The organism is Streptomyces sp. NBC_01478 (genome assembly GCF_036227225.1).
Classification (GTDB): Bacteria; Actinomycetota; Actinomycetes; order Streptomycetales; family Streptomycetaceae; genus Streptomyces.
The window spans coordinates 476,187-500,658 of record NZ_CP109444.1 but is presented as its reverse complement, the minus strand read 5'-3'; the positions used below and the strand labels follow the sequence as shown (position 1 = coordinate 500,658).

Annotated in this window: 21 protein-coding genes; 4 read left to right on the top strand and 17 right to left on the bottom strand. The window is 72.5% G+C overall.

Features of this window, described 5'->3' with window-relative positions:
* Window positions 1-57: 57 nt before the first annotated feature.
* On the bottom strand, window positions 58-1,047 hold the full coding sequence (locus OG223_RS02115) for a GerMN domain-containing protein (RefSeq protein ID WP_329241471.1): 990 nt from the start codon (window positions 1,045-1,047) through the stop codon (window positions 58-60).
* 144 nt (window positions 1,048-1,191) lie between these two features.
* Between OG223_RS02115 and OG223_RS02110 the strand changes: the two genes are divergently transcribed.
* Both OG223_RS02110 and OG223_RS02105 read left to right on the top strand, forming a co-directional pair.
* Window positions 1,192-2,178, top strand: coding sequence for an Acg family FMN-binding oxidoreductase (locus OG223_RS02110; protein ID WP_329241468.1), 987 nt, complete (start codon window positions 1,192-1,194; stop codon window positions 2,176-2,178).
* Window positions 2,179-2,183: 5 nt separating this feature from the next.
* Entirely contained in the window at window positions 2,184-2,771 is a 588-nt protein-coding gene (locus OG223_RS02105) for an Rv1733c family protein (RefSeq protein WP_329241465.1), read from the top strand.
* Window positions 2,772-2,789: 18 nt separating this feature from the next.
* Here OG223_RS02105 and hypE read toward each other — a convergent pair whose 3' ends face one another.
* The 12 genes from hypE to OG223_RS02045 all read right to left on the bottom strand — a co-directional run bounded on the left by hypE (window position 2,790) and on the right by OG223_RS02045 (window position 14,092).
* Window positions 2,790-3,824, bottom strand: a complete 1,035-nt coding sequence (gene hypE / locus OG223_RS02100) for a hydrogenase expression/formation protein HypE (RefSeq protein ID WP_329241462.1) — start codon at window positions 3,822-3,824, stop codon at window positions 2,790-2,792.
* The gene (gene hypD, locus OG223_RS02095) at window positions 3,821-4,924 is read right to left on the bottom strand and encodes a hydrogenase formation protein HypD (protein WP_329241459.1); all 1,104 of its coding nucleotides are present in this window, start codon (window positions 4,922-4,924) and stop codon (window positions 3,821-3,823) included. Before hypD ends, hypE begins: the two co-directional genes overlap by 4 nt.
* Entirely contained in the window at window positions 4,921-5,541 is a 621-nt protein-coding gene (locus OG223_RS02090; protein WP_329241456.1) for a CBS domain-containing protein, read from the bottom strand. Before OG223_RS02090 ends, hypD begins: the two co-directional genes overlap by 4 nt.
* Complete coding sequence (locus tag OG223_RS02085) at window positions 5,534-6,895, bottom strand: Ni/Fe hydrogenase subunit alpha (protein WP_329241453.1); 1,362 nt, start codon at window positions 6,893-6,895, stop codon at window positions 5,534-5,536. The genes OG223_RS02090 and OG223_RS02085 overlap by 8 nt, the downstream gene beginning before the upstream one ends.
* Window positions 6,892-7,647: an oxidoreductase gene (locus OG223_RS02080; protein WP_329241451.1), complete on the bottom strand. Its 756-nt coding sequence runs from the start codon at window positions 7,645-7,647 to the stop codon at window positions 6,892-6,894. Before OG223_RS02080 ends, OG223_RS02085 begins: the two co-directional genes overlap by 4 nt.
* A 1-nt stretch (window position 7,648) precedes the next feature.
* Window positions 7,649-8,455, bottom strand: a complete 807-nt coding sequence (locus OG223_RS02075) for an FAD/NAD(P)-binding protein (protein WP_329241448.1) — start codon at window positions 8,453-8,455, stop codon at window positions 7,649-7,651.
* Entirely contained in the window at window positions 8,452-8,916 is a 465-nt protein-coding gene (locus OG223_RS02070) for a Crp/Fnr family transcriptional regulator (RefSeq protein ID WP_329241446.1), read from the bottom strand. Before OG223_RS02070 ends, OG223_RS02075 begins: the two co-directional genes overlap by 4 nt.
* Window positions 8,916-10,055 carry a 4Fe-4S dicluster domain-containing protein gene (locus tag OG223_RS02065; RefSeq protein ID WP_329241443.1) on the bottom strand — a complete coding sequence of 380 codons (1,140 nt, stop codon included), beginning with the start codon at window positions 10,053-10,055 and terminating at the stop codon, window positions 8,916-8,918. Before OG223_RS02065 ends, OG223_RS02070 begins: the two co-directional genes overlap by 1 nt.
* A 126-nt stretch (window positions 10,056-10,181) precedes the next feature.
* Window positions 10,182-10,439, bottom strand: a complete 258-nt coding sequence (locus OG223_RS02060; RefSeq protein ID WP_329241441.1) for a HypC/HybG/HupF family hydrogenase formation chaperone — start codon at window positions 10,437-10,439, stop codon at window positions 10,182-10,184.
* Between the two features lie 6 nt (window positions 10,440-10,445).
* Window positions 10,446-12,731: a carbamoyltransferase HypF gene (hypF, locus tag OG223_RS02055; protein ID WP_443073830.1), complete on the bottom strand. Its 2,286-nt coding sequence runs from the start codon at window positions 12,729-12,731 to the stop codon at window positions 10,446-10,448.
* Window positions 12,731-13,237 carry a hydrogenase maturation protease gene (locus OG223_RS02050; protein ID WP_329241435.1) on the bottom strand — a complete coding sequence of 169 codons (507 nt, stop codon included), beginning with the start codon at window positions 13,235-13,237 and terminating at the stop codon, window positions 12,731-12,733. The genes hypF and OG223_RS02050 overlap by 1 nt, the downstream gene beginning before the upstream one ends.
* Window positions 13,238-13,255: 18 nt before the next feature.
* On the bottom strand, window positions 13,256-14,092 hold the full coding sequence (locus OG223_RS02045; protein ID WP_329241432.1) for a universal stress protein: 837 nt from the start codon (window positions 14,090-14,092) through the stop codon (window positions 13,256-13,258).
* 166 nt (window positions 14,093-14,258) lie between these two features.
* On the opposite strand from OG223_RS02045, the gene OG223_RS02040 reads away from it, so the two are divergent.
* A complete protein-coding gene (locus tag OG223_RS02040; protein WP_329241429.1) occupies window positions 14,259-15,161 on the top strand; it encodes a universal stress protein in 903 nt (300 codons plus the stop codon).
* Between the two features lie 15 nt (window positions 15,162-15,176).
* Entirely contained in the window at window positions 15,177-17,879 is a 2,703-nt protein-coding gene (gene ppdK, locus OG223_RS02035; RefSeq protein WP_329241426.1) for a pyruvate, phosphate dikinase, read from the top strand.
* Window positions 17,880-18,004: 125 nt separating this feature from the next.
* On the opposite strand, the gene OG223_RS02030 is transcribed toward ppdK, so the two are convergent.
* From OG223_RS02030 to OG223_RS02015, 4 genes are all read right to left on the bottom strand, one after another.
* Window positions 18,005-19,498: a pyridoxal phosphate-dependent decarboxylase family protein gene (locus OG223_RS02030; RefSeq protein ID WP_329241423.1), complete on the bottom strand. Its 1,494-nt coding sequence runs from the start codon at window positions 19,496-19,498 to the stop codon at window positions 18,005-18,007.
* Window positions 19,499-19,730: 232 nt separating this feature from the next.
* Window positions 19,731-21,284 (bottom strand): acetolactate synthase large subunit, encoded by a 1,554-nt coding sequence (locus tag OG223_RS02025; protein WP_329241419.1) that lies wholly within the window; start codon window positions 21,282-21,284, stop codon window positions 19,731-19,733.
* 41 nt (window positions 21,285-21,325) lie between these two features.
* Window positions 21,326-22,699 (bottom strand): FAD-binding oxidoreductase, encoded by a 1,374-nt coding sequence (locus tag OG223_RS02020; RefSeq protein ID WP_329241416.1) that lies wholly within the window; start codon window positions 22,697-22,699, stop codon window positions 21,326-21,328.
* Window positions 22,700-22,809: 110 nt separating this feature from the next.
* Window positions 22,810-24,402 (bottom strand): oleate hydratase, encoded by a 1,593-nt coding sequence (locus OG223_RS02015; protein WP_329241413.1) that lies wholly within the window; start codon window positions 24,400-24,402, stop codon window positions 22,810-22,812.
* Window positions 24,403-24,472 lie beyond the last annotated feature (70 nt).

Here is a 24,472-nt window from a genome sequence, read left to right as displayed (position 1 = left end):
GGAAGGGCCCCGGCGCGGAAGCGATGCGCCGGGGCCCTTCCGTACCGCGGGCCGGTGTCACCGGTTCACGGTCAGCGGCACGGTGTCGACGGTCACCGGCCTGCCGTCCTTGGCCGACAGGAAGTACGCGGTGAGCAGACCGGGGCCGGTGCGGGCCGCCTTGTAGGGGAACGTCACGTCGAAGGTGCCGCGCGTGCCGGTGCCGGACGTGGCCTTGACCATGACATCGGCGGCGGTGCGCCCGGTGGTGTCCGTGACCTTCAGCCGGAACTGCGCCTCGAACGTGTTGGCGCTGCCCCACACCCTCAGCGGGGTGCGCGCGGTGTCACCGATCATCGGCGACTCCACCAGCACGGCGGGCGCCCGGTCCTCGAAGTCGGCCCGGCCGACCGGTCCGTTCAGGACGATGCCCTCGCCGCCGAAGGACGTGACCGCCTTGCCGTCGACCTCGAACGCGACCTTGTGGACGGTCGGGAAGCGGGTCACCGTGAACACGACCTGGGCGAGCCGCTCCCGCATCGAGAGGCTGCCGCCCCCGTCGTCGTAGCGGCCGGAGAGGTCGACCGTGGCCACGTGGTGGCGGACGACGAGGGAGCGCAGCCGCGTTCCGGACGGGACGGCGGTGGTACGGCCGTGGGCTCGCTCGTAGCGGTCGGGGCCGGCCAGCAGGGCCCGTACGGCGGCGGTGGCGGTCGCCGGTGCGGTCACGGTGCGTGGGGCGGGGGAGACCTTCTCCCCGTGCAGGAAGTACACCCCTGTACGCACACGGGTCGCCGAAGTACCGCTGGTGCCACCGGAGTTGCCGGTGGCGGGGGCCGCCGTCGTCTGCGGGGCCGTCGTCCTGGACGGGGCGGGCGTGCCCGAGGTGCCGCCCGACGTGGCCGTGCCGGTTGTGGGAGGCGAGGTCGGGGCGGTGCCGCCCTGTCCTGCCGTACCTGTGGTCGTACCGCACGCGGTGACCGCGAGCAGAGGCAGCGTCACGGCCGCGGTGAGCACGGTGGAACGGCGCCGGTGCCTGCGGGATGCGAGTGATGATGTGCTGTTCATGGCATTCTCCTCCGACACTTCCAGCGAACTCCTCCCGGTGGACGGTCACCAGTGCCGCACGGCTCGTCTCCAGGGCCGGAAGGCTCATGCGCAGGGGCCACTGGGCGAGGACCCTGAAAGGGAACGGTCGACGAAGGGGTCACCATGTCTCTGGCCTACGAACAACACGGTCGCGCGGCCCTGCATTTGGCCCACGCGGCATCCCTCGCGCCCTCGCCGCACAACAGCCAGCCGTGGTTCTTCGTCGAGGAGGGCCACGACCACGGCTTCGAGATCCACGCGGACCGCGGGCGGTGCATGGTCCTGACCGACCCGGGCGGCCGGGAGACGGTGATCGCCTGCGGGGCCGCCCTGTTCAACGCGCGGATCGCCGTGCGCAACCTCGGCTTCCGGCCCGCCGTCGACCTGCTGCCGGAGACCGGGAACCCGGCCTACCTGGCCCGTGTGGCCTTCGCCGCCCACGCCCCGGCGACCTACGACGAGGCGCTGATGGCGGGTGCGATGGCCCATCGGCACACGCACCGCGGGCCGTTCGGGGCCGAGCGGGTCCCCGAGGAGTTGCTCGACGACCTGCTGGAACACGCACGGGCCGAGGGCGCCGACCTCCAGGTGGTCGACGACCCGGAACAACTGGACCAGCTCGCGGATCTGGTGCGCACCGCCGAGAACGTGCACCGCGCCGACCACGGGCACACCGCCGAGATCACGAGGTGCGTCGGTCCGGCCGGAGTCCCGGCCGAGGCGTGCCTGTACCACCCGGACTGCGTCCTGCTGGCCGCCCGTGACTACCTGGGCCTCCTCCGGCAGTTCTCCGTCCCGCCCCAGAAATGGGTGTCGCGCACGGGCACGGTCGTCGTGCTGACCACCCCCTACGACACCCGCGCGGACTGGCTGCGCGCGGGTCAGGCGCTGCAGCGCGTGCTGCTGTACGCGGCGGCCCACGGGGTCCGGGCGGCCTTCCACACCCAGCCCCTCGAAGTGCCTGCCGTGCGCGCGGAGGTTCGTACGGGCGTCGCCTTCGGCCGGTTCCCGCAGATGGTTCTGCGCCTCGGCCACACGAACCAGACCTGGGCCACCCCACGGCGCGGGCCCGCCGAGACACTGCTCCACAGTGACTTGTCGGTCAGGTGAGGACCATGACCCCCAGCAGGCGCGGAAGGCCGGCCGAGGTGCGCTGGTGGCGGCTTCGGCCCAACCCGCTCAGGCGCCGCAGTTACCTCGTCGAGGCCTGGCTGCTGATCGCGGCCTGGGCTCTCGCGGTCGTGGCGGCGGTCGGTGCGGGCGCATGGACGGCCCTCGCCGTCGAGCGCCACGTCGACGCCCTGCGGGCCGAGCGGCACCCGGTGTCGGCCATGCTCGTCGAGGACGCCCGGCGCACCGTGGGTACGAGTGACGGCAGCGACAGCTACCGGGCCACCGTGCGCTGGATCGCGGCGGACGGCACGAGCCGCACGGGTCTGGCCCACGTGGACTCCAGCAGCAAGGCCGGGTCCACCACCCACGTGTGGCTGGACGCCCGGGGCCGTCTCGTGCCCACCCCCGTGACCGCCGCACAGGCACGGCTGGAGGGTCTGGTGCTGGCCGCATGGACCGCCGTGGGCGCCGGCGGGACGGTGCTCCTCGTGGGCCGGGGCGTGTCCGGGTGGCTGGAACGGCGGCGTTTGGAGCAGTGGGACGCCGAATGGGCGCGGGTCGGTCCGCGGTGGGGTCACAGGACCGGCTGACGAGCCCGCGGGCAACACTCAGCAGATGCGCGGGAGTTGTTCGCCGAGCGGCATCTCCACGATGCGCCGGGCACCGACCAGCGTCCGCAGGGTCACCCGCTCCCGCTGCCCCTCCCGCAGCACCTCGCCGATCCGCACCGCCTGCGCCCCCTCGGGAAGCGACCGCATCGCGGTCAGCGCGTCCTCGGCCGCGTCGGCGTCGACGAAGGCGACCAGACAGCCCTCGTTGGCGACGACCAGCGGGTCCAGGCCGAGCAGGTCGCAGGCCGAGGCGACCGCCTCGGGCACGGGAACCGCGCTCTCCTCGATCTCCACGGCGGCGGACGAGTCGCGGGCGATCTCGTTGAGCGCGGCGGCGAGCCCGCCCCGGGTCGGGTCGCGCAGCACGTGCACGGCGTCACCGAGCGGCGCCAGGGCCCGTACCAGCCGGTGCAACGGCCGCGAGTCGGAGGCGATGTCGCCCTCGAAGCCGAGGTTCTCCCGGGTGCTGAGCACGGTCGTGCCGTGCAGTCCGATCGGCCCCGACAGCAGTACGGCGTCCCCGGGGCGGGCCGATGCGGCGGAGGGGGCCAGCAGTTCGTGACGCTGTCCCACGCCGGTGGTGTTGATGAACAGCCGGTCCGCCGCGCCCCGCCCCACGACCTTCGTGTCCCCGGTGATCACGGGCACGCCCGCGTCCTGGGCGGCCTTGCCCAACGACTCCATGACGGCCCGGAGTTCGGCCAGCGGCAGCCCCTCCTCGACGATCAGCGAGACCGACAGCGCGAGCGGCCACGCGCCCCGCATCGCCAGGTCGTTGACCGTGCCGTGCACGGCGAGGGACCCGATGTCCCCGCCGGGGAAGAACAGCGGGCTGACGACGAAGCTGTCCGTGCTCATCACCAGGCCGGGGTGGCCGGGCAGCAGCGCCGCGTCCTCCAGCGGTCCGGTGCCGCCGCCGACGGCGGGCAGCACCAGTTGGTCGAGCAGCTCCCCGGTGAGCCGTCCGCCGGCGCCGTGGCCCAACAGGACGACCTCCTCCTCGTGGGCGGGGGTGGGGCACTGGATGTTCATGCCGTGCTCCTCGTGGGAGTGCGTCCGGCCGCGTGGAAGGCGGCGCAGGTGCCCTCGGACGACACCATCGGGGCGCCGAGGGGATGACGGGGGGTGCAACGGGTGCCGTACGCGGCGCAGTCGGTGGGCAGCCGGGCCCCCGTGAGGATCGAGCCCGCGATGCACTCCGGGTCCTCGACCGGGCACAGCCCACCCACGTCGAAGCGCCGGGCGGCGTCGAACTCCTGGTAATCCGGGGCGAGTTCGAGCCCGCTGTCGGGCAGCTCGCCGATCCCGCGCCAGGCCCGGTCGGTCACCCGGAACACCCGGCGGACCGCGTCCTGCGCCACGGTGTTGCCTGCCCGCCGCACGGCCCGCACGTACTGGTTCTCCACCTCGTACCGGCCCGACTCCAGTTGCCGTACGGCCATGAGAATGCCCTCCAGCAGATCCAGCGGCTCGAACCCCGTGACCACGATGGGTACGTGGTACCGGGCGGCGATCGGCTCGTACTCGTGCCAGCCCATCACCGCGCACACGTGCCCGGCGGCGAGGAAGGCCTCCACCTCGCAGTCGGGGTCGTCGAGCAGCGCGGTCATGGCGGGCGGCACGAGGACGTGACTGACCAGCATCGAGAAATTGGCCAGCCCGAGACGGGCCGCGTGCAGCACCGCCATCGCGTTGGCCGGAGCCGTCGTCTCGAAGCCGACGGCGAGGAACACGACCTCGCGGTCCGGGTGTTCGGCGGCCAGGCGTACGGCGTCCATCGGGGCGTAGACCACCCGTACGTCCGCTCCCCGCGCCCGCAGCGACAGCAGGTCGGTGTCCGTGCCGGGCACCCGCAGCATGTCGCCGAAGCTGGTGAAGAGCACTCCGGGGCGGGCGGCGACGGCCATGGCCCGGTCCAGGGTCTCCAGCGGGGTGACACAGACCGGGCAGCCCGGACCGTGGATCATCCGCATCCCGGCGGGCAACAGCTCGTCGATGCCCTGGCGGACCAGGGTGTGGGTCTGGCCGCCGCACACCTCCATGATCCGCCAGGGCCGCGTGGCGGTCCGCCGCAGCTCGTCCAGCAGCCGCCGGGCGAGTACCGGATCCCGGTACTCGTCCAGGTACTTCATCGGTGCGTGAGGTCGAGCCGGACGTCGACGACCCCCTCCACCGCCCGCACCGCGCGGGCCAGCACGGGCACGAGCGACCGGTCGGGCAGGACACCGCCGAGCGTGACCACGCCCTCGGTCACGCTCACCGTCAGGGGGGCGCCGACCGGGAGCCGGCCGAGCACGTGGTGCCGGACCGCCTCGGCGATCTCGCCGTCGCCCCGCAGGAACACCTTCAGCAGATCGCTGCGGCTGACCACACCCTGGAGCATGCCGACCGCGTCCACGACGGGCAGTCGCTTGACGTGCCGCCGCGCCATGATGCGGGCGGCCTCGGCGAGCGTGGCGTCCGGGTGCACGGTGACCGCCGGGGCGCTCATCAGCTCGGCCGCGGACACCGCGCCCGCCTTGGCGGGCACCGCCGGATCGCCGTCGGGGGCGCCCCGGTACTCCTCCTTGGCCAGCAGATCCGCCTCGGAGACGACCCCGACGACCCGGCCCTCGCCCGCCAGCACCGGCACGGCACTGACCTTCCACTGGTCGAGCAGCTCGACGATCTCCTTGAAGGGCGCCTCGCTGCCGATGGCGACGGCGGTGTGGGTCATCACATCGCTCACGGTGTACGGAGATTCAGACATCACGGCCTCCCGTGGATTCTCCTGAGGTACGGACTACCGTCAGGTCGAGGAAGTGGGTGGAGCACGAGATGCACGGGTCGTGGTTGCGGATCGCCCGCTCGCACAGAGCCGTCAACTCGTCGTCGTCCGGGTCGTGTTCGCTGATCGCCCGCTGGGCCAGCCGGCGCAGGTCGTCCTCGATCGCGCTCTGGTTCTGCGCGGTGGGCGGCACCAGCAGCGCACTGCGCACGATGCCGTCGGCGTCGATCTCGTAGCGGTGGTAGAGCAGCCCGCGCGGCGCCTCGGTGGCACCGTGCCCGACGCCCGCGACCGGCGGCACCTCCGTGTAAGGGTGCGCGGGCGGCTCGTAGCCGTCGATGATGCGCAGCGCCTCGGAGACGGCGTACACCGTCTCCACCGCCCGCACCAGGATGGACCGGTACGGGTTGAGGCACGGCGTGCCCTCGCGCGGATCGCCGAGTCCCGCCGCGACCGCGGCCTCCAGTGCCACCGGCGACAGCAGTCGGCCGCTGATCGCGAACCGGGCCAGGGAGCCGGTGAGATGCAGTCGCCCGTCCAGCCACGAGTGCAGCGCGGTGGAGTGGACCACGTGCCTCTCGGTGACGTGTGCGGTGAAGTCCCGCACGGGGAAGGAGTCGGTGGTGCCGTTGGCGCGCAGGACGGCCGGTGTGCCGCCCTCGATGGCGTATGTGTCGGGTTCCGTCAGCGCGAGCAGGTCGGCCTCGATGCTCGCGTCCGGGAACTCGAAGCCCGCGACCCAGCGCACGGTCTCCCACGCGTCGTCGAGGGCACGCTTCAACTCCTCGGTCAGCGAGCGCAGTTCGGTGCGTGCCGGGGTCCGGTGGAAGCCGCCGAGACGGACGTTCACCGGATGCACGGCCCGCCCACCGAGCAGCTCCATCAGGGAGTTGCCGGCCTTCTTCAGCCGGAGACCGCGTTCGACCTCGGCGCGGTGCGTGCGCGCCAGGTCGATCGCGCTCGGCCTGCCCAGGAAGTCCGGGGCGTGCAGGAGGTAGATGTGCAGGGCCTGGCTCTCGATCCACTCGCCGCAGTAGAGGAGCCGGCGCAGATCCCGGATCACCGGGTCGACCGACACTCCGCAGGCGTCCTCGATCGCCGCACAGGCGCTCATCTGGTAGGCCACCGGGCAGATTCCGCACACCCGCGCCGTGATGTCGGGCGGCTCGGTGTACGAACGTCCGCGCAGGAACGCCTCGAAGAAGCGCGGCGGCTCGTAGATCTCCAGCCGTGCGTCGGTGACCGTGCCGTCGTGCACATGGAGGCTGAGCGCGCCCTCTCCCTCGACCCGGGACAGCGAGCCGACGTGCAGCACACGGGATCCACGGTGCGTCACTGGGACAACTCCTTGTCGAAGGCAGGGGCGTTGAAGGTGTGGAGGTACCGCACCACGGCGTCGTCGTCGAGGCCGTCGCGGCGCAGCAGCGGGATCAGCGCCGGCAGGTTCACCGATCCGGACGGGCCGAAGCAGCCGAAGCAGCCGCGGTGGTAGGCCGGGCACAGCGCTCCGCACCCGGCGTGCGTGACCGGGCCGAGGCAGGGGGTGCCGTGGGCGACGGTGACGCAGACCGTGCCGCGCCGCTTGCACTCGAAGCACACGCTGTGGTCCGGGACGTCCGGCTTGCGGCCGGCCAGGAACGCGGTGATCACCTCGATGAGCTGCCGCCGGTCGACCGGGCAGCCGCGCAGTTCGAAGTCGACGTCCACATGGGCCGACACGGGGGTGGAGGTGGCCAGGGTGGAGATGTACTCGGGGTGCGCGTAGACGGTGCGCCGGTACTCGTCCACGTCCGCGAAGTTGCGCAGGGCCTGGATGCCGCCGGCGGTCGCGCACGCCCCGATGGTGACCAGGTGGCGGGAGTCCGCGCGGATCGTGTGGATGCGCTCGGCGTCCTCGGGTGTGGTGACCGAGCCTTCGACGAGGGTCAGGTCGTAGGGGCCGGGAGCCATCGTGCTGGACGCCTCCGGGAAGTGCGCGATCTCCACCGCGCCGGTCAGCGCGAGGAGTTCGTCCTCGCAGTCCAGCAGGGTGAGCTGACAGCCGTCGCAGGAGGCCAGCTTGAACACCGCGAGCTTGGGCAGTGGCATCTCACAACTCCCTTACGGACAGCAGGGGTTCGGCCAGGTCCCAGCCCACGACCGGACCGGCCTGGCACACCAGCACCGGACCGAGCTGGCAGTGCCCGCAGTGGCCGGTCGCGCAGCGCATGTTGCGCTCCAGGGAGACCCGGATGTGGTCGCGGGGCACACCGTGGTGGGCGAGTTCGCGGGCGGTGGCGCGGATCATCGGCTCGGGACCGCAGACGAACGCGGTCGTCCCGTCCGGGTCGAAGTGGGCCCGTCCGAGCAGTTGGGTGACCACGCCGACGTCCCCGTGCCAGTCGGCGTCGGGCTGGTCGACCGTGACGCCGGTGTACGCGGTGGCCCAGCTCTCGGTCTCCTTCCGGCCGATCAGATCGTCCGGGGTGCGTGCTCCGATCAGCACGTTGACCCGGCGGTACGCCTCCGGCTCGGCCAGCGCGCGCAGGATCAGCGGCCGCAGCGGGGCCAGTCCGATACCGCCCGCCACGACCAGCACGTCCCGCCCGCGCGCCTGCTCCAGCCCCCAACTCGTGCCGTACGGACCGCGGATGCCGACGACGTCACCGACCCGGGCCGCGCACAGCCCGTCGGAGACCGCGCCCACCGAGCGGATCGTGTGCGCGAGCCCTCCGGTGGCCTGTACGGAGCTCACCGAGACGGGGATCTCGCCGCGGCCGAAACAGTGGACCATCGCGAACTGTCCCGGCACGAAGTCCGGCAGCGCGGCGTCCATCGGTTCGAGTCGCAGCGTCACCGTGTCGCCGGTCTCCTGCCGGCGGGCGACCACGCGATGGGGGACCGGTACGGCGGTCATCGCGGTTCCTTCGTCTCGTACGTTCCGTACAGGTCGACCAGCCGGGCGCGGGCCGCGTTGAGCCGGTGGGCCAGCACCCGGCCGACCCAGTGCTCGACGACCTGGCCGAAGGCGGGGTCGTCCAGGCACATCAGCCGGACGGCCACCGCGTCGAACTCGTAGGCCCGCAGCCGGGTCACCGCCACCGCGCCCAACTGCCAGACGTACGGCTCGTACAGCCAGGACCAGCCGACGAGATCCCCGACCCCGAGCGTCTCGATGACCGGGGACCGGCGGCCGGGCATATGCATGTCGAGTGCGGCGGTGCCGTCCCGGATGATCCAGAACCGGTTGGCGTGCCCGCCCTCCTCGAACAGCCGGGCACCCGGCGGGAATTGGACCTCGCGACCGATGTGCAGCAGTCGGTCACGGTGGTCGTGGGGCAGCGCGTGGTTCATGCGGAGGGCCATCGAGGGAGGCATCAGTCCGTCTCCGTTCCGAGTTCGGCATCCAGCGCGGCGACTTCCTCCGTGATGTCGATGCCGGCCGGGCACCAGGCGATGCAGCGCCCGCAGCCCACACAGCCGGAGGAGTCGAACTGGTCGTGCCAGGTGGAGAGTTTGTGGGTGAGCCACTGCCGGTAGCGGCTGCGGGGTGTGGAGCGGACCGGCCCGCCGTGCAGATACGAGAAGTCCAGGTCGAAGCAGGAGTCCCAGCGCTGCCAGCGCTCGGTGTGGTCACCGGTCAGGTCGGTGACCTCCTCCGTGGTGGTGCAGAAGCAGGTGGGGCAGACCATCGTGCAGTTGCCGCAGGTCAGACAGCGCTCCGCGACGTCGTTCCAGCGCTCGGCGTCCAGGCTCCCGCCCATCAGCGCCCGCAGGTCGACCGGCGGCATGGAACGGCCCATACGGTCTCGGGCCGCGTCGACGGAGGCGCGGGCGGTGGCCTCCGTGACCACGTCCGCCGCGCGGTGCGGAACCTGCTCCAGCAGCCGGGCACCTTCTTCGCTGCCGACACGCACCAGGAACCGGTGCCCGTCCGCGTCGACCACCTCGGTCAGCGCGAGGTCGTAGCCGGGATCGGCGGCGGGCCCGCCGCCCATGGACACGCAGAAGCAGGTCGCGCCCGGTTCGGTGCACTCGGCGGCGATCAGCAGCGCGCGCCGCCGGCGCTTCCCGTACCCGGTGTCCTCGTGTCGGCCGCCGGTCAGGACGCGGTCCTGGATCGCGATGGCCCGCAGGTCACAGGGGCGGACACCGAGGAAGGCGTACGACGGCGGCTCGGCCTCGTGCTCGGTGAAGACCACGCGGCCCTCCGGAGACCGGTCGGCGCTCCACAGCCGCTCACGCGCGGGATGCAGATACGACTTCCAGGACTGCGGTCCCGCACTGTGCGCGAAGGCTGCCCCGTCCTCGCGGGGGACCAACCGGTAGCGTCCGGCGTCGAGTTCGACGCCCCAGCCGTAGGGGAGCGCGCCCGCCGAGCTCAGTTCCGACAGCACGATCGCGCCGTCGCGGACGGTGGGTCCTATCACGGTGCGTCCCTGTGCCGTCAGAGCCGTGACCAGGGCGTCCAGACCGTGCCGGTCGAGTACGGCGGCAGGGGCTGCGGTGGGGATCATGCCTGTCCTCCCGTTCCAGGGGTTCGTCCGAGGCGGCGCTGTGTTCCTCCACTGCCAGGTTCGGCCCCGGGCAGGGGCCGAGGGCAGGGGCTGACCGGCCCTTCCCGGGCCGACCGGCCCAAGCCGTCAGGGAAGTGGCTCGCCCAGCTCGCCCTCGACCGCGCCGGCCATCGCCCGCAGCACGTCGAGCGTGCGCCGCGCCTCCGCCTCGTCGACCAGGGTGATCGCGAAACCGACGTGCACGATGACGTACGACCCGACGTCCGCCTCGGGCGTGCAGCTAAGGCAGACCTCGCGGCGGATACCGCCGAAGTCGACCGTGGACATGAGGAGTCCGGCGTCGTCGTGGATCTCCAGGATCCGTCCAGGGATGCCCAGGCACATGTGCGTTCACCTCTCCCGGGCCAGCCGCGCGGCCGCGACCGCCGCCTGGCCGTAGCTGATTCCGCCGTCCCCGACCGGGACCTGACCGCCGACCAGTACCCGCAGTCCCTGCGCGTGCAGGCGGCGTTTCACCTCGGTCAGCAGCCGCCGGTTGACGAAGCAGCCGCCGCCCAGGCACACCGTGTGCGGCGCGCCCTCGGCCACCGCCCGTCCGACCAACTCCGCGGTGACGAGTCCCAGCGTCACGTGGAAGGCGGCGGCCAGCCGGGCCACGGGTTCCCCGTCCGCCTGCCGTTCCAGCAGGTCGGTGAGGGTGGGCGTGGGGTCGTACACCCACAGGCCCTGCGCCCGCAGGACGCGGTGGGCGAGCGGTACGGCGTGTTCGTCGCCCGCCGCCGCTTCGAGCAGGACGGCCGCCTCGCCCTCGTAACTCACCCGGTCGGCGAGGCCGAGCAGGGCGGCGACCGTGTCGAAGAGCCGTCCGGCGCTGGACGCGCGCGGGCAGTTGACGTCCCGGGCGACCATGGCGCGCACGATGTCCACCTCGGCCGGATCGAGCCGGTCCGTGAAGGACCGGGTCAGCCACGGGTAGGGGAGCGGGGAGCCCAGCGTCTCACTGCCCAGCAGCCGACCGAGGGCCGTACGGGAGGGATGGCGTACCGCCGCGTCGCCGCCGGGCAGGGGCGCGGTCGCGAACCTGCCCACGCGGCGGTAGCCGCTGAGGTCGGCGACGAGGATCTCGCCGCCCCACAGCGTGCCGTCGTCGCCGAGCCCCAGGCCGTCGTAGGCGATCCCGAGGAACCGGCCCCGCACCCCGTGCTCGGCCGCGCAGGCGGCCACGTGCGCGTGATGGTGCTGCACCGGGACGCGGCGCACCTGCTGCGCCTCGGCCCACTGCGTGGAGAGATAACCGGGGTGCAGATCGTGGGCGAGGGCCACCGGCTCGATGCCGGTGAGCCGCTTCAACCGGTCGTACGACGCCAGGAACGCCTCGTGGGTCGCCACGTCCGCCAAGTCGCCCGTGTGCGGCCCGAGATGGGCGCGGCCGTCGGCGGCGAGCGTGAACGTGTGCTTCAACTGGGCGCCGGCCCCGGCGACGGGTTCGTCCACGAGCAAGGGCAGCGGGGCCGGGGCCAGCCCGCGGGCCCGGCGGACCGTGATCCGGGTCCGGCCGGTGCACTGCACCACGGAGTCGTCGTAGCGGGAGCGGATCGGGCGGTCGTGCGTGAGGAAGCCGTCCGCGATGCCCGAAAGGACGCGCCGGGCCTCGTCGTCCTCGATGGTGATGGGCGCGTCGCCGAGGTTGCCGCTGGTGACCACGAGCGGCCGGTTCAGGTCGCCGAGCAGGAGGTGGTGCAGGCCGGTGGTGGGCAGGAACAGTCCGATCCGGCGCAGGCCCGGGTGCACCTCGGGCGCGAGCGGGTCCGTGCCGTGCCACGGCATCCGGGCGAGCAGCACCACGGGACGCTCAGGGGAGGTCAGGACGCCGCGCTCGGTGGCGCCGATCCGCGCCAGCCGGGCCGCCGTGCGGAGGTCGCGGACCATCACGGCGAACGGTTTCGTCGGGCGGCGCTTGCGGCTCCGCAGCTCCGCCACGGCCGCCGGATCGCCGGCGTCGCACACCAGTTGGTAGCCGCCGAGCCCCTTCAGTGCGACGATCCCGCCCCCGGCGACGGTCTTGACCGCCGCGCGCAGCGCCGCCTCACCGCGCAGTCCCTCCCAGGCCAGTTCCGGTCCGCAAGCGGGGCAGGCGATGGGTTCGGCGTGGAAGCGCCGGTCGGTCGGGTCGGTGTACTCGGCCGCGCAGTCCGCGCACAGCGGGAAGCGGCTCATGGTCGTGCGGATCCGGTCGTAGGGAAGGTCCTCGATGATCGTGGCGCGCGGTCCGCAGTCCGTGCAGTTGACGAACGGGTAGCGGTGGCGCCGGTCGCGCGGATCGCGCAGTTCGCGCAGACAGGCGTCGCAGACCGCCGCGTCGGGCGGGACCTCGCGGACCGTGCCGTCCGCGGGTGCGGGCGCGCTCTGCCGGACGTGGAAGCCCGGGCGGTACGCCGACTGCCGTGCGCCGTCGGCCAGTTGGACCCGGCGTACCCGGGCCAGGACGGGCGCGGCGGTGCGCAGCCGGGCCGTGAACTCGTCGATCGCACGGGGCGGTCCGGCGACCTCGCCCTCCACATGACCGTTGACGTTGGCCACCCAGCCGTCCAGGCCGAGGTCGGCGGCCGTGCGGTACACGAAGGGGCGGAAGCCGACGCCCTGGACGGTGCCGTACACCTGGAAGCGCCGCATCATCACGACCGCCCCCCGGCCAACTCGTCCTGGTGCCGCGTGAGTTCGTCCTCGACGGCCGTCACGAGCGGATCCACCGCGGCCGCGACAGCGGGGGAAAGGCCGGTGCCGAAGGAACCGTCGGCGCCCTCCACCGCGTACACGACCAGGTGGTCCGGCAGGAGGCCGAGAACCCGGGCCAGTTCGACGGCCTCGCCGAGGCCCAGCCCGTGCGAGCTGGTGGACCGCGGTCCGTCGATGCGTCCGGCGTCGAGTTCGAGCCGGTGGACGCGGCCGGGGGTGCCGGGGTGCGCGTGGGCCGCGTCGACGACCACGGCCAGGGCGGCGCTCTCCCACAGCGCGATCAGCCGGCCCGGATCACCGTCGCAGGTCGCCCACACGGTGTCCGAGTGGTGTGGCCCGGCCTCGGCCCGTTTCCGGAGCCGTTCGACCACGGCCCAGCCCACACCGTCGTCGCGCCGGAACTCGTTCCCGACGCCGATGACGGCGATGCGCGTACGCGTCCTCACACCCCTCACCGCCCCGGCCTACGACGGCACGACGGCGACAGGGCACCGCGCGTGCTCCAGGAGGGCCAGTGCGGTGGAGCCCGGGGCGGTGTGCCGTCCGAGCACCACCAGTCCGGACGTCTCCGAGGCGTGGGCCAGGGCCTCGGCCGGCGGGAACAGCAGCACGTCCTCCCGGACGTCGACGTCCGGGTACTTCCCGCGCCACGGACGCAGCGCGTCGGACAGCAGATCCTCCTCGTGGTCCTCCCAGGTGGCACGGTCCGTCTCCGACACCGACACCGGGACGGGCGACGCTGCGGCGTCCGCCGGCAGTGCCCAGGCGTGCACCGCGTGCAGGCGGACGCGGTGCAGGCGGGCTGCCTCGAAGGCGAAGCCGAGCGCACCGCCCGCCGGGTCCCGGGCGTCGACACCCACGGTCACGGCGTCGGTGTGGCCCGGGACGTCCCTCCCCACGAGGGTTCCGGGCACCAGCACCAGCGGTCCGGCGCACCCGGTGGCCAGGGCCGCCGCGGTCGAACCGAGGGGCATCCGGGTGTGCTGACCCTCACCGCGCAGTCCGAGCACGACCAGTTCCGCGTGCGCGCTCGCCGTCCGCAGCTCGGGGGCGGGCGCTCCGGTGAGGCTCACCGCGCGGACCGTCAACGACGGGTGCCGTGCGATGAGTTCGGCGACCACATGGTCCGCCACGGTGTCCGGGCGGTAGGGCCAGTGCTCCACCGGGTCCAGGTTCTCGGGCGGTGCCACATGCACCACCCGCAGGGGCAGCCCGCGCCGCAGCGCCTCGCGCGCCGCCCAGTCCGCGGCGACGCGGCTGCGCGCCGACCGGTCGACGCCGGTGATGATCACTCGTTCCATGGTGTGCCGCCCTCCAGGTCCGTGGCCCTACCACCCTGACCGTGCGGGGCGGGCGCGCGCAGGGGCCGAACGGACCCCGGTTGGAGACCTGGCGGCCCATACCTGCCCGTAGGCCGCGGGACGACGCTGGAGGGGAGGAGCAGACCGAGCGCAGGAGGTGCGGATCATGCTGCCGCCCGTCATCGCCGGAGTCGACGGTTCCGCCGAGAGTCTCGCCGCGGCCGACTGGGCCGCCCGCGAGGCGGCACGCCGCGACAGGCCGCTGCGGCTGACCCATGTCTGGAACTGGCACCCGCGCCAGGAGTACGGCGAGCCCGTCACAGCCGCGCAGCGGCATCAGGCCCGCCGCGTCCTGCGGCAGGCCAAGGCGAGGGTCCGTGCCGTTGCCCCGAACGTCCGCCCGTACGACGAGCAGGTGGAGGGTCCCGCGACCGCCGCCCTGCTGAAGGCGGCCGAGGAGGCCGAGCTGCTGGTGCTGGGTTCGCGCGGCCTGAGCGGTGTCACTGGGTTCCTGGTGGGCTCGGTCGCCCAGGGCGTGGTGGCCCGCGCCACCCGTCCCGTGGTTCTCGTCCGGGCGGGCGAGGAAGCCGCAGACGAACACCTTGCGGCGCCCGGCGGCCGCCCCTCCGTCCTGACCGGCTACCGGGACGTGGTCCTGGGCGTCGACCTCGGCGATCCCTGCGACGCGGTGATCGAGTTCGCCTTCGAGGCGGCCCGGCTGCGCGACGCACGGCTCCACGTGGTCCACGCCTGGCAGCCTCCGTCCCCGCTGGGGCTCGGCCCCGGCGAGATCGGCCTGGTGGGCGGACCACAGCGGGCCGAGGAGTGGCTCGGCTTCCTGTCCGCCGTACTCCAGATCTGGCGCGACAAGTACCCCGGCGTCGAGGTCGCCGAGACGGTTGCGGAGGGCCGGGCGCAATCCGCGCTGCTCCGGGCCGCCTCCGGGGCGGCCCTCCTCGTGGTCGGCCGGCACCTCACCGACCGTCCGGCGGGCCCGCGCATCGGACCCGTCACGCACGCCGCCATCCATCACGTCGGCTGCCCCGTGGCCGTCGTACCCCACGAGTGAGAGGCCCGAGTCCTGATGAGCGCACCGACCAAGTACGTGTACGAGTTCGCCGAAGGCAGCCGCGAGATGGCCGCCCTGCTGGGCGGCAAGGGAGCGGGCCTGGCCGAGATGACGCGGCTCGGGCTGCCCGTGCCGCCCGGATTCACCGTCACCACCGAAGCCTGCACGGCCTACCTCAAGACGGGCGAGGAGCCGCCCGAGCTGGCCGTCGAGGCGGCCCGCGCGCTGGCCGGGCTGGAGCGGACCATGGGCCGCACCCTCGGTGCCCCCGACGATCCGCTGCTCGTGTCCGTCCGCTCGGGCGCCCGCTTCTCCATGCCCGGGATGATGGACACCATCCTCGACATCGGCCTCAACGACCGTTCTGTCACGGGGCTTGCCGAGGCGTCCGGACAGGAGCGCTTCGCGTGGGACTCCTACCGGCGGCTCATCCAGATGTTCGGGCACACCGTGATGGGCGTGGACGGCGAGCTGTTCGAGCAGGCCATCGCCACGCACAAGGCACAGCGCGAGGTGACCGGGGACCACGACCTCGACACCGCCGAACTCGCCCTGATCACCGATGAGTTCAAGGCCATCATCCGCAAGGAGACCGGCGAGGACTTCCCCCAGGACCCGGCCGAACAACTGACCCGCGCCATCCGCGCGGTCTTCGACTCCTGGAACGGCGAACGCGCCCACGTCTACCGTCACCGCGAACACATCTCCGAGGACCTCGGCACCGCCGTCAACGTCCAGGCGATGGTCTTCGGCAACCTCCGTTCCCCCGTGACCTTCGAAAGCAGCGGTACCGGTGTCACCTTCACCCGCGACCCCGCCACCGGCGAACGCGGCATGTACGGCGACTACCTGCCCGACGCCCAGGGCGAGGACGTCGTCGCGGGCGTCCGCGACGCACTGCCCCTGAGCGAGCTGAAGCGGCTCAACCCACGCGCCTACATCCAGCTCAGCGATCACCTCCGCACCCTGGAGCACCACTACCGCGACCTGTGCGACGTCGAATTCACCGTAGAGCGCGGCAAGTTGTGGATCCTCCAGACCCGCGTCGGCAAGCGCACCGCCGAGGCCGCCTTCCGCATCGCCCACGACCTGCGCGAGGAGGGCACGATCGACTCGGACGAGGCCCTGGTCCGCGTCGACGGCACCGAACTGACCCGCCTGATGTTCCCCCGCTTCGACACCACCCCGGCCGACGTGCCCCTCGCCCAGGGCGTCCCCGCTTCCCCGGGCGCGGCTGTGGGTGTCGTGGTCTTCGACTCCGCCGAGGCCGTACGACGGGCCGCGGCCGGCGAGGACACGGTCCTCGTCCGCCGCGAGACCACCCCCGACGACCTCCCCGGCATGATCGCCGCACAGGCCGTCCTGACCAGCAGGGGCGGCAAGACCAGCCACGCGGCCGTCGTCGCACGCGGCATGGGCAAGGTCTGCGTCTGCGGCGCCGAATCCCTCACCGTCGACCCGGCAGCACGTCAATTCACCACGGAATCAGGCGTGTTGGTGCACGAGGGAGACACCATCTCCGTCGACGGCACCGCCGGCACCGTCCACCTCGGCGCACTCCCGCTGACCGCCTCCGACGTCGGCCGCGCCCTGGAGACGGGCACCGCGAACGGCCCGCTGACGGAGGCGGTCCTGGGCGCCCTCACCCACGCCGACTCCGTACGACGCCTCGAAGTCCGGGCCAACGCGGACACCCCCGAGGACGCCGTACGCGCCCGCAGTCTGGGCGCGCAGGGCATCGGCCTGTGCCGCACCGAGCACATGTTCCTCGGCGAACGCAGGTCACTGGTCGAGGCGATGATCCTGGCCCGCGACGACAGCGCCCGCCAGGAGGCCCTGGCAGCCCTGCTGCCCCTCCAGCGCGAGGACTTCACCGGCATCCTGAAGGCGATGGACGGACTCCCGGTGACCATCCGGCTCATCGACCCGCCGCTGCACGAATTCCTGCCGGACCGCACGGAGTTGGCCGTACGCCTGGCCCGCACCGAGCACCCGGACCCGCACGACCGCGAACTGCTCGCCGCCGTAGAGCGGATGCACGAGGAGAACCCGATGCTGGGGCTGCGCGGTGTCCGGCTCGGCTTGGCCGTGCCCGGTCTGATGGCCATGCAGGTGCGGGCCGTCGCCGAGGCCGTGGGCGCGCGGCTGCGGGCCGGTGGCCGGCCGCGTGCCGAGATCATGATCCCGCTCGTCGGGACGGTCGAGGAACTGCGGCTGGCACGCACCGAGACGGAACGGGTCCTCGTCGAGGTCCAGGAGGAGACCGGCACGACCCTCGACTGCCCGATCGGCACGATGATCGAGCTGCCGCGCGCCGCGCTCACCGCGGGGCGTATCGCCGAGTACGCCGACTTCTTCTCCTTCGGCACCAACGACCTGACCCAGACCACCTGGGGCCTGTCCCGCGACGACGCCGAGGCCTCCTTCTTCCCGCTGTACCTGGAGAAGGGCGTCTTCGCCGTGTCGCCGTTCGAGACGATCGACCAGGAGGGCGTGGGCCGACTCGTGGAACTGGCCGTCGAGGCGGGCCGAGCCGTCAACTCCCGCCTGGAGACCGGGGTCTGCGGCGAGCACGGCGGTGACCCGGAGTCCATCCACTTCTTCCACCGGGTGGGGCTCGACTACGTCTCCTGCTCGCCGTTCCGTATTCCGGCGGCCCGGCTGGAGGCCGGACGGGCGGTCCTCATGGACGTCACCGGGGGCAGCGACAGCAGGTGAGCGGCTCGGTCCCCGTGAAGGCCGTGGGCACAGGTCTCCCTGGTCGATCATGGAGCGTCGCAGCTTCGTGATCACGGGACCTGTGCCCACCTTGCGCCGAGCACGTCGGTGGCCGACGGATTCGCTCAGGCGGGGCGCTCGTCGTCGGCGGCGTGGAGGACTTCGCGGATCAGCAGGTCTAGGTCGCCGGTGGTGGTGCGGTAGTTGCACAGGGCGGCGCGCAGGACGGTGCGGCCGTGGACGGCCACGGTGGCGAGGTAGGCGCGTCCGTTGTCCTGGACGCGGCGGGCGATGCGCGAGTGGAGGGCATCAGGATCGCCCAGGTCGGGGTCGGCGATCCGGAAGCAGACGACCGGCCACGGACCGCCGGCCAGCAGGTGAAGCCGGGGTTCGGCGGTGATCCGCTCGCGCAACTGGTCGGCGAGGGCCAGGTAGTGCTCGATCAGGCCGGTGACGCCGTCGCGGCCCAGGTGGTGCAGGGTGGCCCAGAGGCCGAGGGCCCGGGTGCCGGGACGGGTCAGTTCGATCGTCGCATGGGACAGCCACGGCAGTGCGTCCGGTTCGCCGGCGGTCAGGTAGGAGGCCTGGTGGGCGAAGGCCGTGTGCAGGTGCTCGGGGTCCGGGACGAGCAATGCCCCGCACCCCACCGGCACGCTGAGGGTCTTGTGCGGGTCCACGGTCAGCGAATCGATTCCGCCGACGCCCACGTAGTGGGGCGCCAGGGTCGGCACGGCGGCGCCGAGTCCGCCCCACGCCCCGTCGGCGTGGTGCCACATCCCCACGCTCCGGCACAGGTCCGTGATCGGTTCGAGGGGATCTACGGCGCCGGTGGCGGTGGTGCCCAGCGTGGTGACGGTGCAGAAGGGCAGCAGGCCCGCGTCCAGGTCGGCGATGACCGCGGCGCGCAGCGCGGCGGGGTCCAGCCGGTCCTGCGGGTCGGTGGCGACGGGCCGCAGCCGGTGGGCGGGCAGACCGATGCAGGCGGCCGCCTTGGCGACGGACATGTGCGCCTGGGCGCTGTGGTACAGGGTGAGACGGGCGTGGTCGCGGTCGAAGGCGGCGCCGTCGGCGGAGCCGCGCCGGGTGAGGAACCAGGTGCGGGCGGTGGCCAGGGCAAGCAGGTTGGCCATGGAGCCGCCGCTGGTCAGCACCCCGCCCGCGCCGTCGGGCAGGCCCGCCAGGTCGGCGAGCATGCGAACGGTGCCGCGTTCCAGATCCATCAGGGCGTTCTCGCCCATTCCGCAGGTCGCGTTGACGGCACAGGCCAGCAGGTCGGCGACGATCCCGGCCGGTGCGGGCGGCGAGTTGACCCAGGCGAAGAACGCGGGGTGTCCGTTCCCGGTCGGGTACGGCGCGATCTCGTCGCGGACGAAGTCCAGCACCCCGCCGAACTCCCCACCCCGTTGCGGCAGTTGTCCGGTGCGCAGCCGGGATCGCACCTGCGGAGGCAGGGGACGAGTGACCGGGCTCTGGGGCAGTTCGCTCAGGTATTGGGCGGCCCACTCGGCCGCCGCCACGAGTTCGTCCCGCAGCACCTTCGCGTGGACCGCGGGTGGTTCCGGGGAGAGGCCGAACCCGCCGAGAAGGGAGGGAGCTTGGTCATCCGAACGGTGAGCCATGGCGGCGTGCGGGGCCTTTCGTCGTCACAAGACCCCCTGGTCAGCGAAGCGAGGGTCATGATCGTAACGACTGGCCACATCGGCCGACACGTGTACCGGCACAACTCGACCGGTGAACATCCGCTGCCCGTGATCAGACCCGGCTCCATTGTGGTCTCGCGCGACCTGGTTCGCCGTCGCCGCTGCTCCGAGGGCCGGCGGCAAGCCATGTGGGCCGTCGGTCGGTGACAGTTCAGAACAGCGCCGGCACAACAGCCTCGATGAGATGCGGCCCCGGCTCGGCGAAGGCCTCGCGCAACCGGTCCGTGAAGTCCTCGGCCGTGGTCGCGTGCGACGCCGGTACGCCCATGCCCCGGGCGAGGGCGACGAAGTCGAGGCCGGGCCGGGTCAGATCGAGCAGGTCGCGGTGGGCGGGGCCGTTCGCGGGCGTACCGAGGCGCTGGGATTCCATGTCGAGGATCGCGTACGAGCCGTTGGCGAAGACCACGGTGGTGATGTCGAGCTCCTCGCGGGCATGGGTCCACAGCGCCGAGATGGTGTACATGGCACTGCCGTCGGCCTCCAGGCACAGCACCGGCCGGTCCGGGCAGGCGATCGCTGCGCCGGCGGCGAGCGGCAGGCCCTGGCCGATGGCCCCGCCGGTGAGAGTGAGCCAGTCGTGGCGTGGTGCTCCCGCCGTTGCCCCGGGGAGCCAGAGACCGGAGGTATTCGCCTCGTCCACCACGATCGCTCCCTCCGGCAGGAGCGTCCCGACGACGGCAGCGGCGGTCTCGGCGGTCAGTTCGCCAGTGGGCAGAGTCGGCCGTACGGCGGCCTGGAGCACCGCGGGTGTGTCCGCGGCCAGGGTGTCCGCCAGGTCGTCCAGCGCCGCGGGGATGTCGTCGGCCGTCGTGGCCAGGGTGTGGATCCGGCAGTCGTCCGGCGTCAGCACACCGGGCAGGCCCGGGTGGGCGAAGAACGACACCGGGGCGCGGGCGCCCACCAGCACGAGGTGCCGTACGCCGTCGAGTTGGGCCGTCGCCCCCTCGGAGAGGTAGCCGAGCCGCTCCACGGCGGGCAGCCCCGCGCCGCGTTCCAGGCGGGCCGGGAACGTCTCGCACAGGAGGCGGGCACCGGTGGTGGCGGCGATCCGGCCGGCCGCGCTCAGCGCCGGTTCGCGGGTGGCTGTGCCGCCGAGGAGCAGGGCGGCGGGCTCGCCGCCACGCAGGGCCGCGGCCACGGTGCCGATCGTCTGCGCGGATACGGCGGCGGGTGGCCGGGCCGCGAGCGGCGGCGCGGGCCGGGCACCCTCAGACCAGGACACGTCGGCGGGCAGCAGCAGGGTGGCCACCTGCCCCGGTGCACCGGTCGCGGCGGCAACCGCCTCCGCCACGTCAATGCCGGCTGCGGCGGGGTCGCCGCAGCGGCGGACCCAACCGGAGACCGTACGGGCCAGCGCGTCGACGTCCGACTCCAGCGGCGCGTCGTATTTCTTGTGGAAAGTCGCGTGGTCGCCGACCAGGTTCACCACCGGGGTGGCGGCGCGGCGGGCGTTGTGGAGGTTGGCCAGGCCGTTGCTCAGCCCGGGGCCGAGATGAAGCAGGGTGGCGGCGGGTCGGCCGGTCATGCGGCCGTAGCCGTCGGCCGCGCCGGTGGCCACACCCTCGAACAGGCAGGACACGGCCCGCAGGCTGGGCTCGTCGTCCAGGGCGGCGACGAAGTGCAGTTCGGAGGTGCCGGGGTTGGCGAAGCACACCTCGACCCCGGATTTCAGGAGGGTGCGGGCAACGGCATGGGCACCGTTCACGGTGATTCCGTCCTTCACGCGCTCGGTCGGTTCGTTCCGGCTCAGTCGAAGAGGACACCGGGGTTGAGGATCCCGTCGGGGTCGAAGGCGTGCTTGATCCGGCGCATCAGTTCCACCTTGGCGGGGTCCTCCAGCTCCAGGAAGTACCGCTTCTTCGCCGTCCCGATGCCGTGCTCGCCGGAGATGGCCCCGCCGAGGTCCGTGCCCGCCCGGAACAGTCGTCGGAGGACCTCGTCCCGTCGCTGCTCGTCCGGCTGGAAGACCGCGAGGTGCACGTTGCCGTCCCCGGCATGCCCGCAGCCGGTGATGACCGATCCGCTGTCCTTGGCGATGACGTCCGCCGCGGCGAGCAGCCGGGGCAGGTACGCGCGGGGCACCACGATGTCCACGATCTCGTCGGCGCCGGCCGCCTTGGAGGCCCAGAAGGCCTGCTCCCGGGCCTCGATGAGTTGGCGTGCGGCTGCTGCGGGCAGCACGTAGACGTCGGCCGCGCCCAGGTCGAGCAACTGCCCGCCGAGCGACTCCACATTGGCGTCGAGCCGCTCGGACGACTGCTCTTCGAGGACCACGACCAGATAGGCGAGCGCCGTCTCGCGGACCTGCTCCGGGATGCCGAGCCCGAGATCCTGCCGGGCGGTCATCGCCGCCATCGTGAGCATGTCGACGTACTCCAGGGCCAGCGGATCCAGGCCCTGGGCCAGCAGGCGCGGCACCGCGCGGGTGATCTCCTCGGCCGTGGCGAAGGGTGCCAGCACGGTCGCGCTGTGCCCGGCTCGGGGCTTCAGGCGCAGGACCGCCTCGGTGACGAGGGCCAGGGTGCCCTCGGAGCCGACGATCAACTGCGTCAGGTCGTAGCCGGTGCTGGTCTTCACGTACTTGCCGCCGCTGCGTACGACCGCGCCGGAGGCCAACACGGCCTCCACGCCGAGGACATGGTGCCGGGTGACGCCGTGCCGGACGGCGTGCATGCCACCGGCGTTGGTGGAGATGGTGCCGCCGACCGACGCGCTCTGCTCACCCGGGCGCACCGGATAGCACAGCCCGAACTCGGCGGCGTGGCGGTCGAGTTCGGCCAGGGTGACACCGGGCTGGACGACTGCCACGTGATTGTCGGCGTCGATCTCCAGCACCTGGTCCATGCGCTCGAAGGACACGACGATCCCGTCCGTGCCGGGCACGCAGGCCCCGCAGAGCCCGGTGCCGGAGCCTCGCGCAGTCACGGGGACCCGCCGCGCGGCGGCGACCGCGACGACCCCCGACACCTCGGCCGCCGTGGCGGGACGCACCGCGTACCTCGGCCGTCGCGGCACGACGGCCAGTGACTCGTCGTGGCCGTACTCCTCCGGAACACCGTCCTCCGTGAGGACGTGCTCCGGTCCCACCACCTTCGCCAGGAGCGATCCGGTGTCGGTCATGATCCGGTTCCCTTCGTCGGGTTTCCCGCAGAATGCGGGAGTGGAGGCGGGCCGGGGATCAGGTCAACTGGCCTTGTCACAGGGCCAGTTGACCTTCCTGCTGCTTCCTCTCAGGCCAGCGCGGCCCTGAGCACGTCGAAGGCCGTCGCCGGATCGGCCAGAGCGTGGTAGATGCCGGGTATCTCGCGCTCGTCGAGGCCGAGGAGGCCGTAGACGGCGTGCATGGCGCCGCGCACGGAGTACTCGACGGTGAAGACCACGTCCTCGGGGATCTCCGTGAACTGGCCCAGGAAGGCGAAGTTGGCGGAGCCGCGCGGGATGACCAGGGGTCGGTCGTGCGTGGTGCGCGGGGCGAACTGGCTGCTGATGTACGGCATCATCACCGGGATCACGGTCGTGGTCGCCGCGACCTGCTCCTCGATGTCCGACAGGCCGAGGTGGCCGAGGAGTTCGGTGAGGATCTCCCGGCCCGTGGCCTCGGCCAGCGGTTTGCCGACGAAGTCGCCGTCGCGGTCGGTGAACAGGCCGTAGCCCCACAGGGTGTAGACGTCCTCGGGCTGGCCGTCGAAGTGCGGGGCGTGCGGCACGACGATGCTCATCAGCCAGTTGGAGTCCTTGAACGTCATCAGGGCGCCCGTGCCGGGGAGGTTGCCGGACAGTTCCTCGATGCGGTGCAGGAGCAGCGGGTCGCGCAGGGTGAGGGTGAACGACTCCCACTTGGCCTCGTCCACATTGCCGTTGAAGGCGGTGGGGCGGCCGAAGTCGTCGGCCTTGGTGGCGAGGGTCTCCCAGAGCCGCCAGCCGCCGTCCCGCTTGTCACGGACCAGTTCGGGCGCGGTGTCGTCGGTGCCATAGGCGGCGTCGGCGGTCATCGAACCCAGGGTCAGGAACGCGTAGTCGTCGGCGGTGAGTTCGTACGTGTCCGGTCGCCCGCCGCGTTCCAGGTGCAGACGGCGTGTGCGCCGTACGCCTTCCTCGTCGGTGGTGAAGTCGACGTCGGTGACCCGTACGCCGTACTCGAAGACCACACCTCGGGCCTCCAGCCAGGTACGCAGCGGCCGGATGACCGAGTCGAACTGGTTGAGACGGGTGCGGCGCACGCCGGCGAGGGTGTGCATGCGGGGGAACTCCTGCATGAAGCGCAGGAGATAGCGCTTGAGCTCGATGGCGCTGTGCCAGTTCTGGAAGGCGAACGTGGTGCGCCACATCGTCCAGAAGTTGGTGGCGAAGAAGTGCGGGGAGAAGAAGTCCTCGATCCTGCGGGCGCCGATGACCGCTTCGGGCAGTACCAGCAGGCGGGTCAGTTCGAGGCGGTCGCGGGTGTCGAGGCCGTAGTCGGCGGCGTCCAGGATCGTGGTGCCCCGGCCGATCAGGCGGGCCTTGGCGTCGGTGGGCCACTTGGCGTTGAACTCGGTGATCTCCTGGCGCACCGACACCGCCTTGTCGGTGAGGGTGGGGATCGTCTCCAGGAGGTTCCACAGGCAGGTGTAGGCCGCCTCCTCCAACATGCGTCCGCCGCGGGTGACGTACCCGGCGGGCTCACCGCTGCCGTCCATCGAGCCGCCGGCGACGGGGAGTTCCTCCAGGATGTGGATCTGCTCGCCGGGGAAGTCGGCGTCGCGGACGAGGAAGGCGGCGGCCGCGAGGGAGGCGATGCCGCCGCCCACGAGGTAGGCGTGGGACGAGCGCGGAGCGTCTGCCATGACGTCCCTCCGTTCTGCCGCCCGGGATGTACGGGCGGCCGACAGTGTTCAGGACCCTGCGCGACAGACA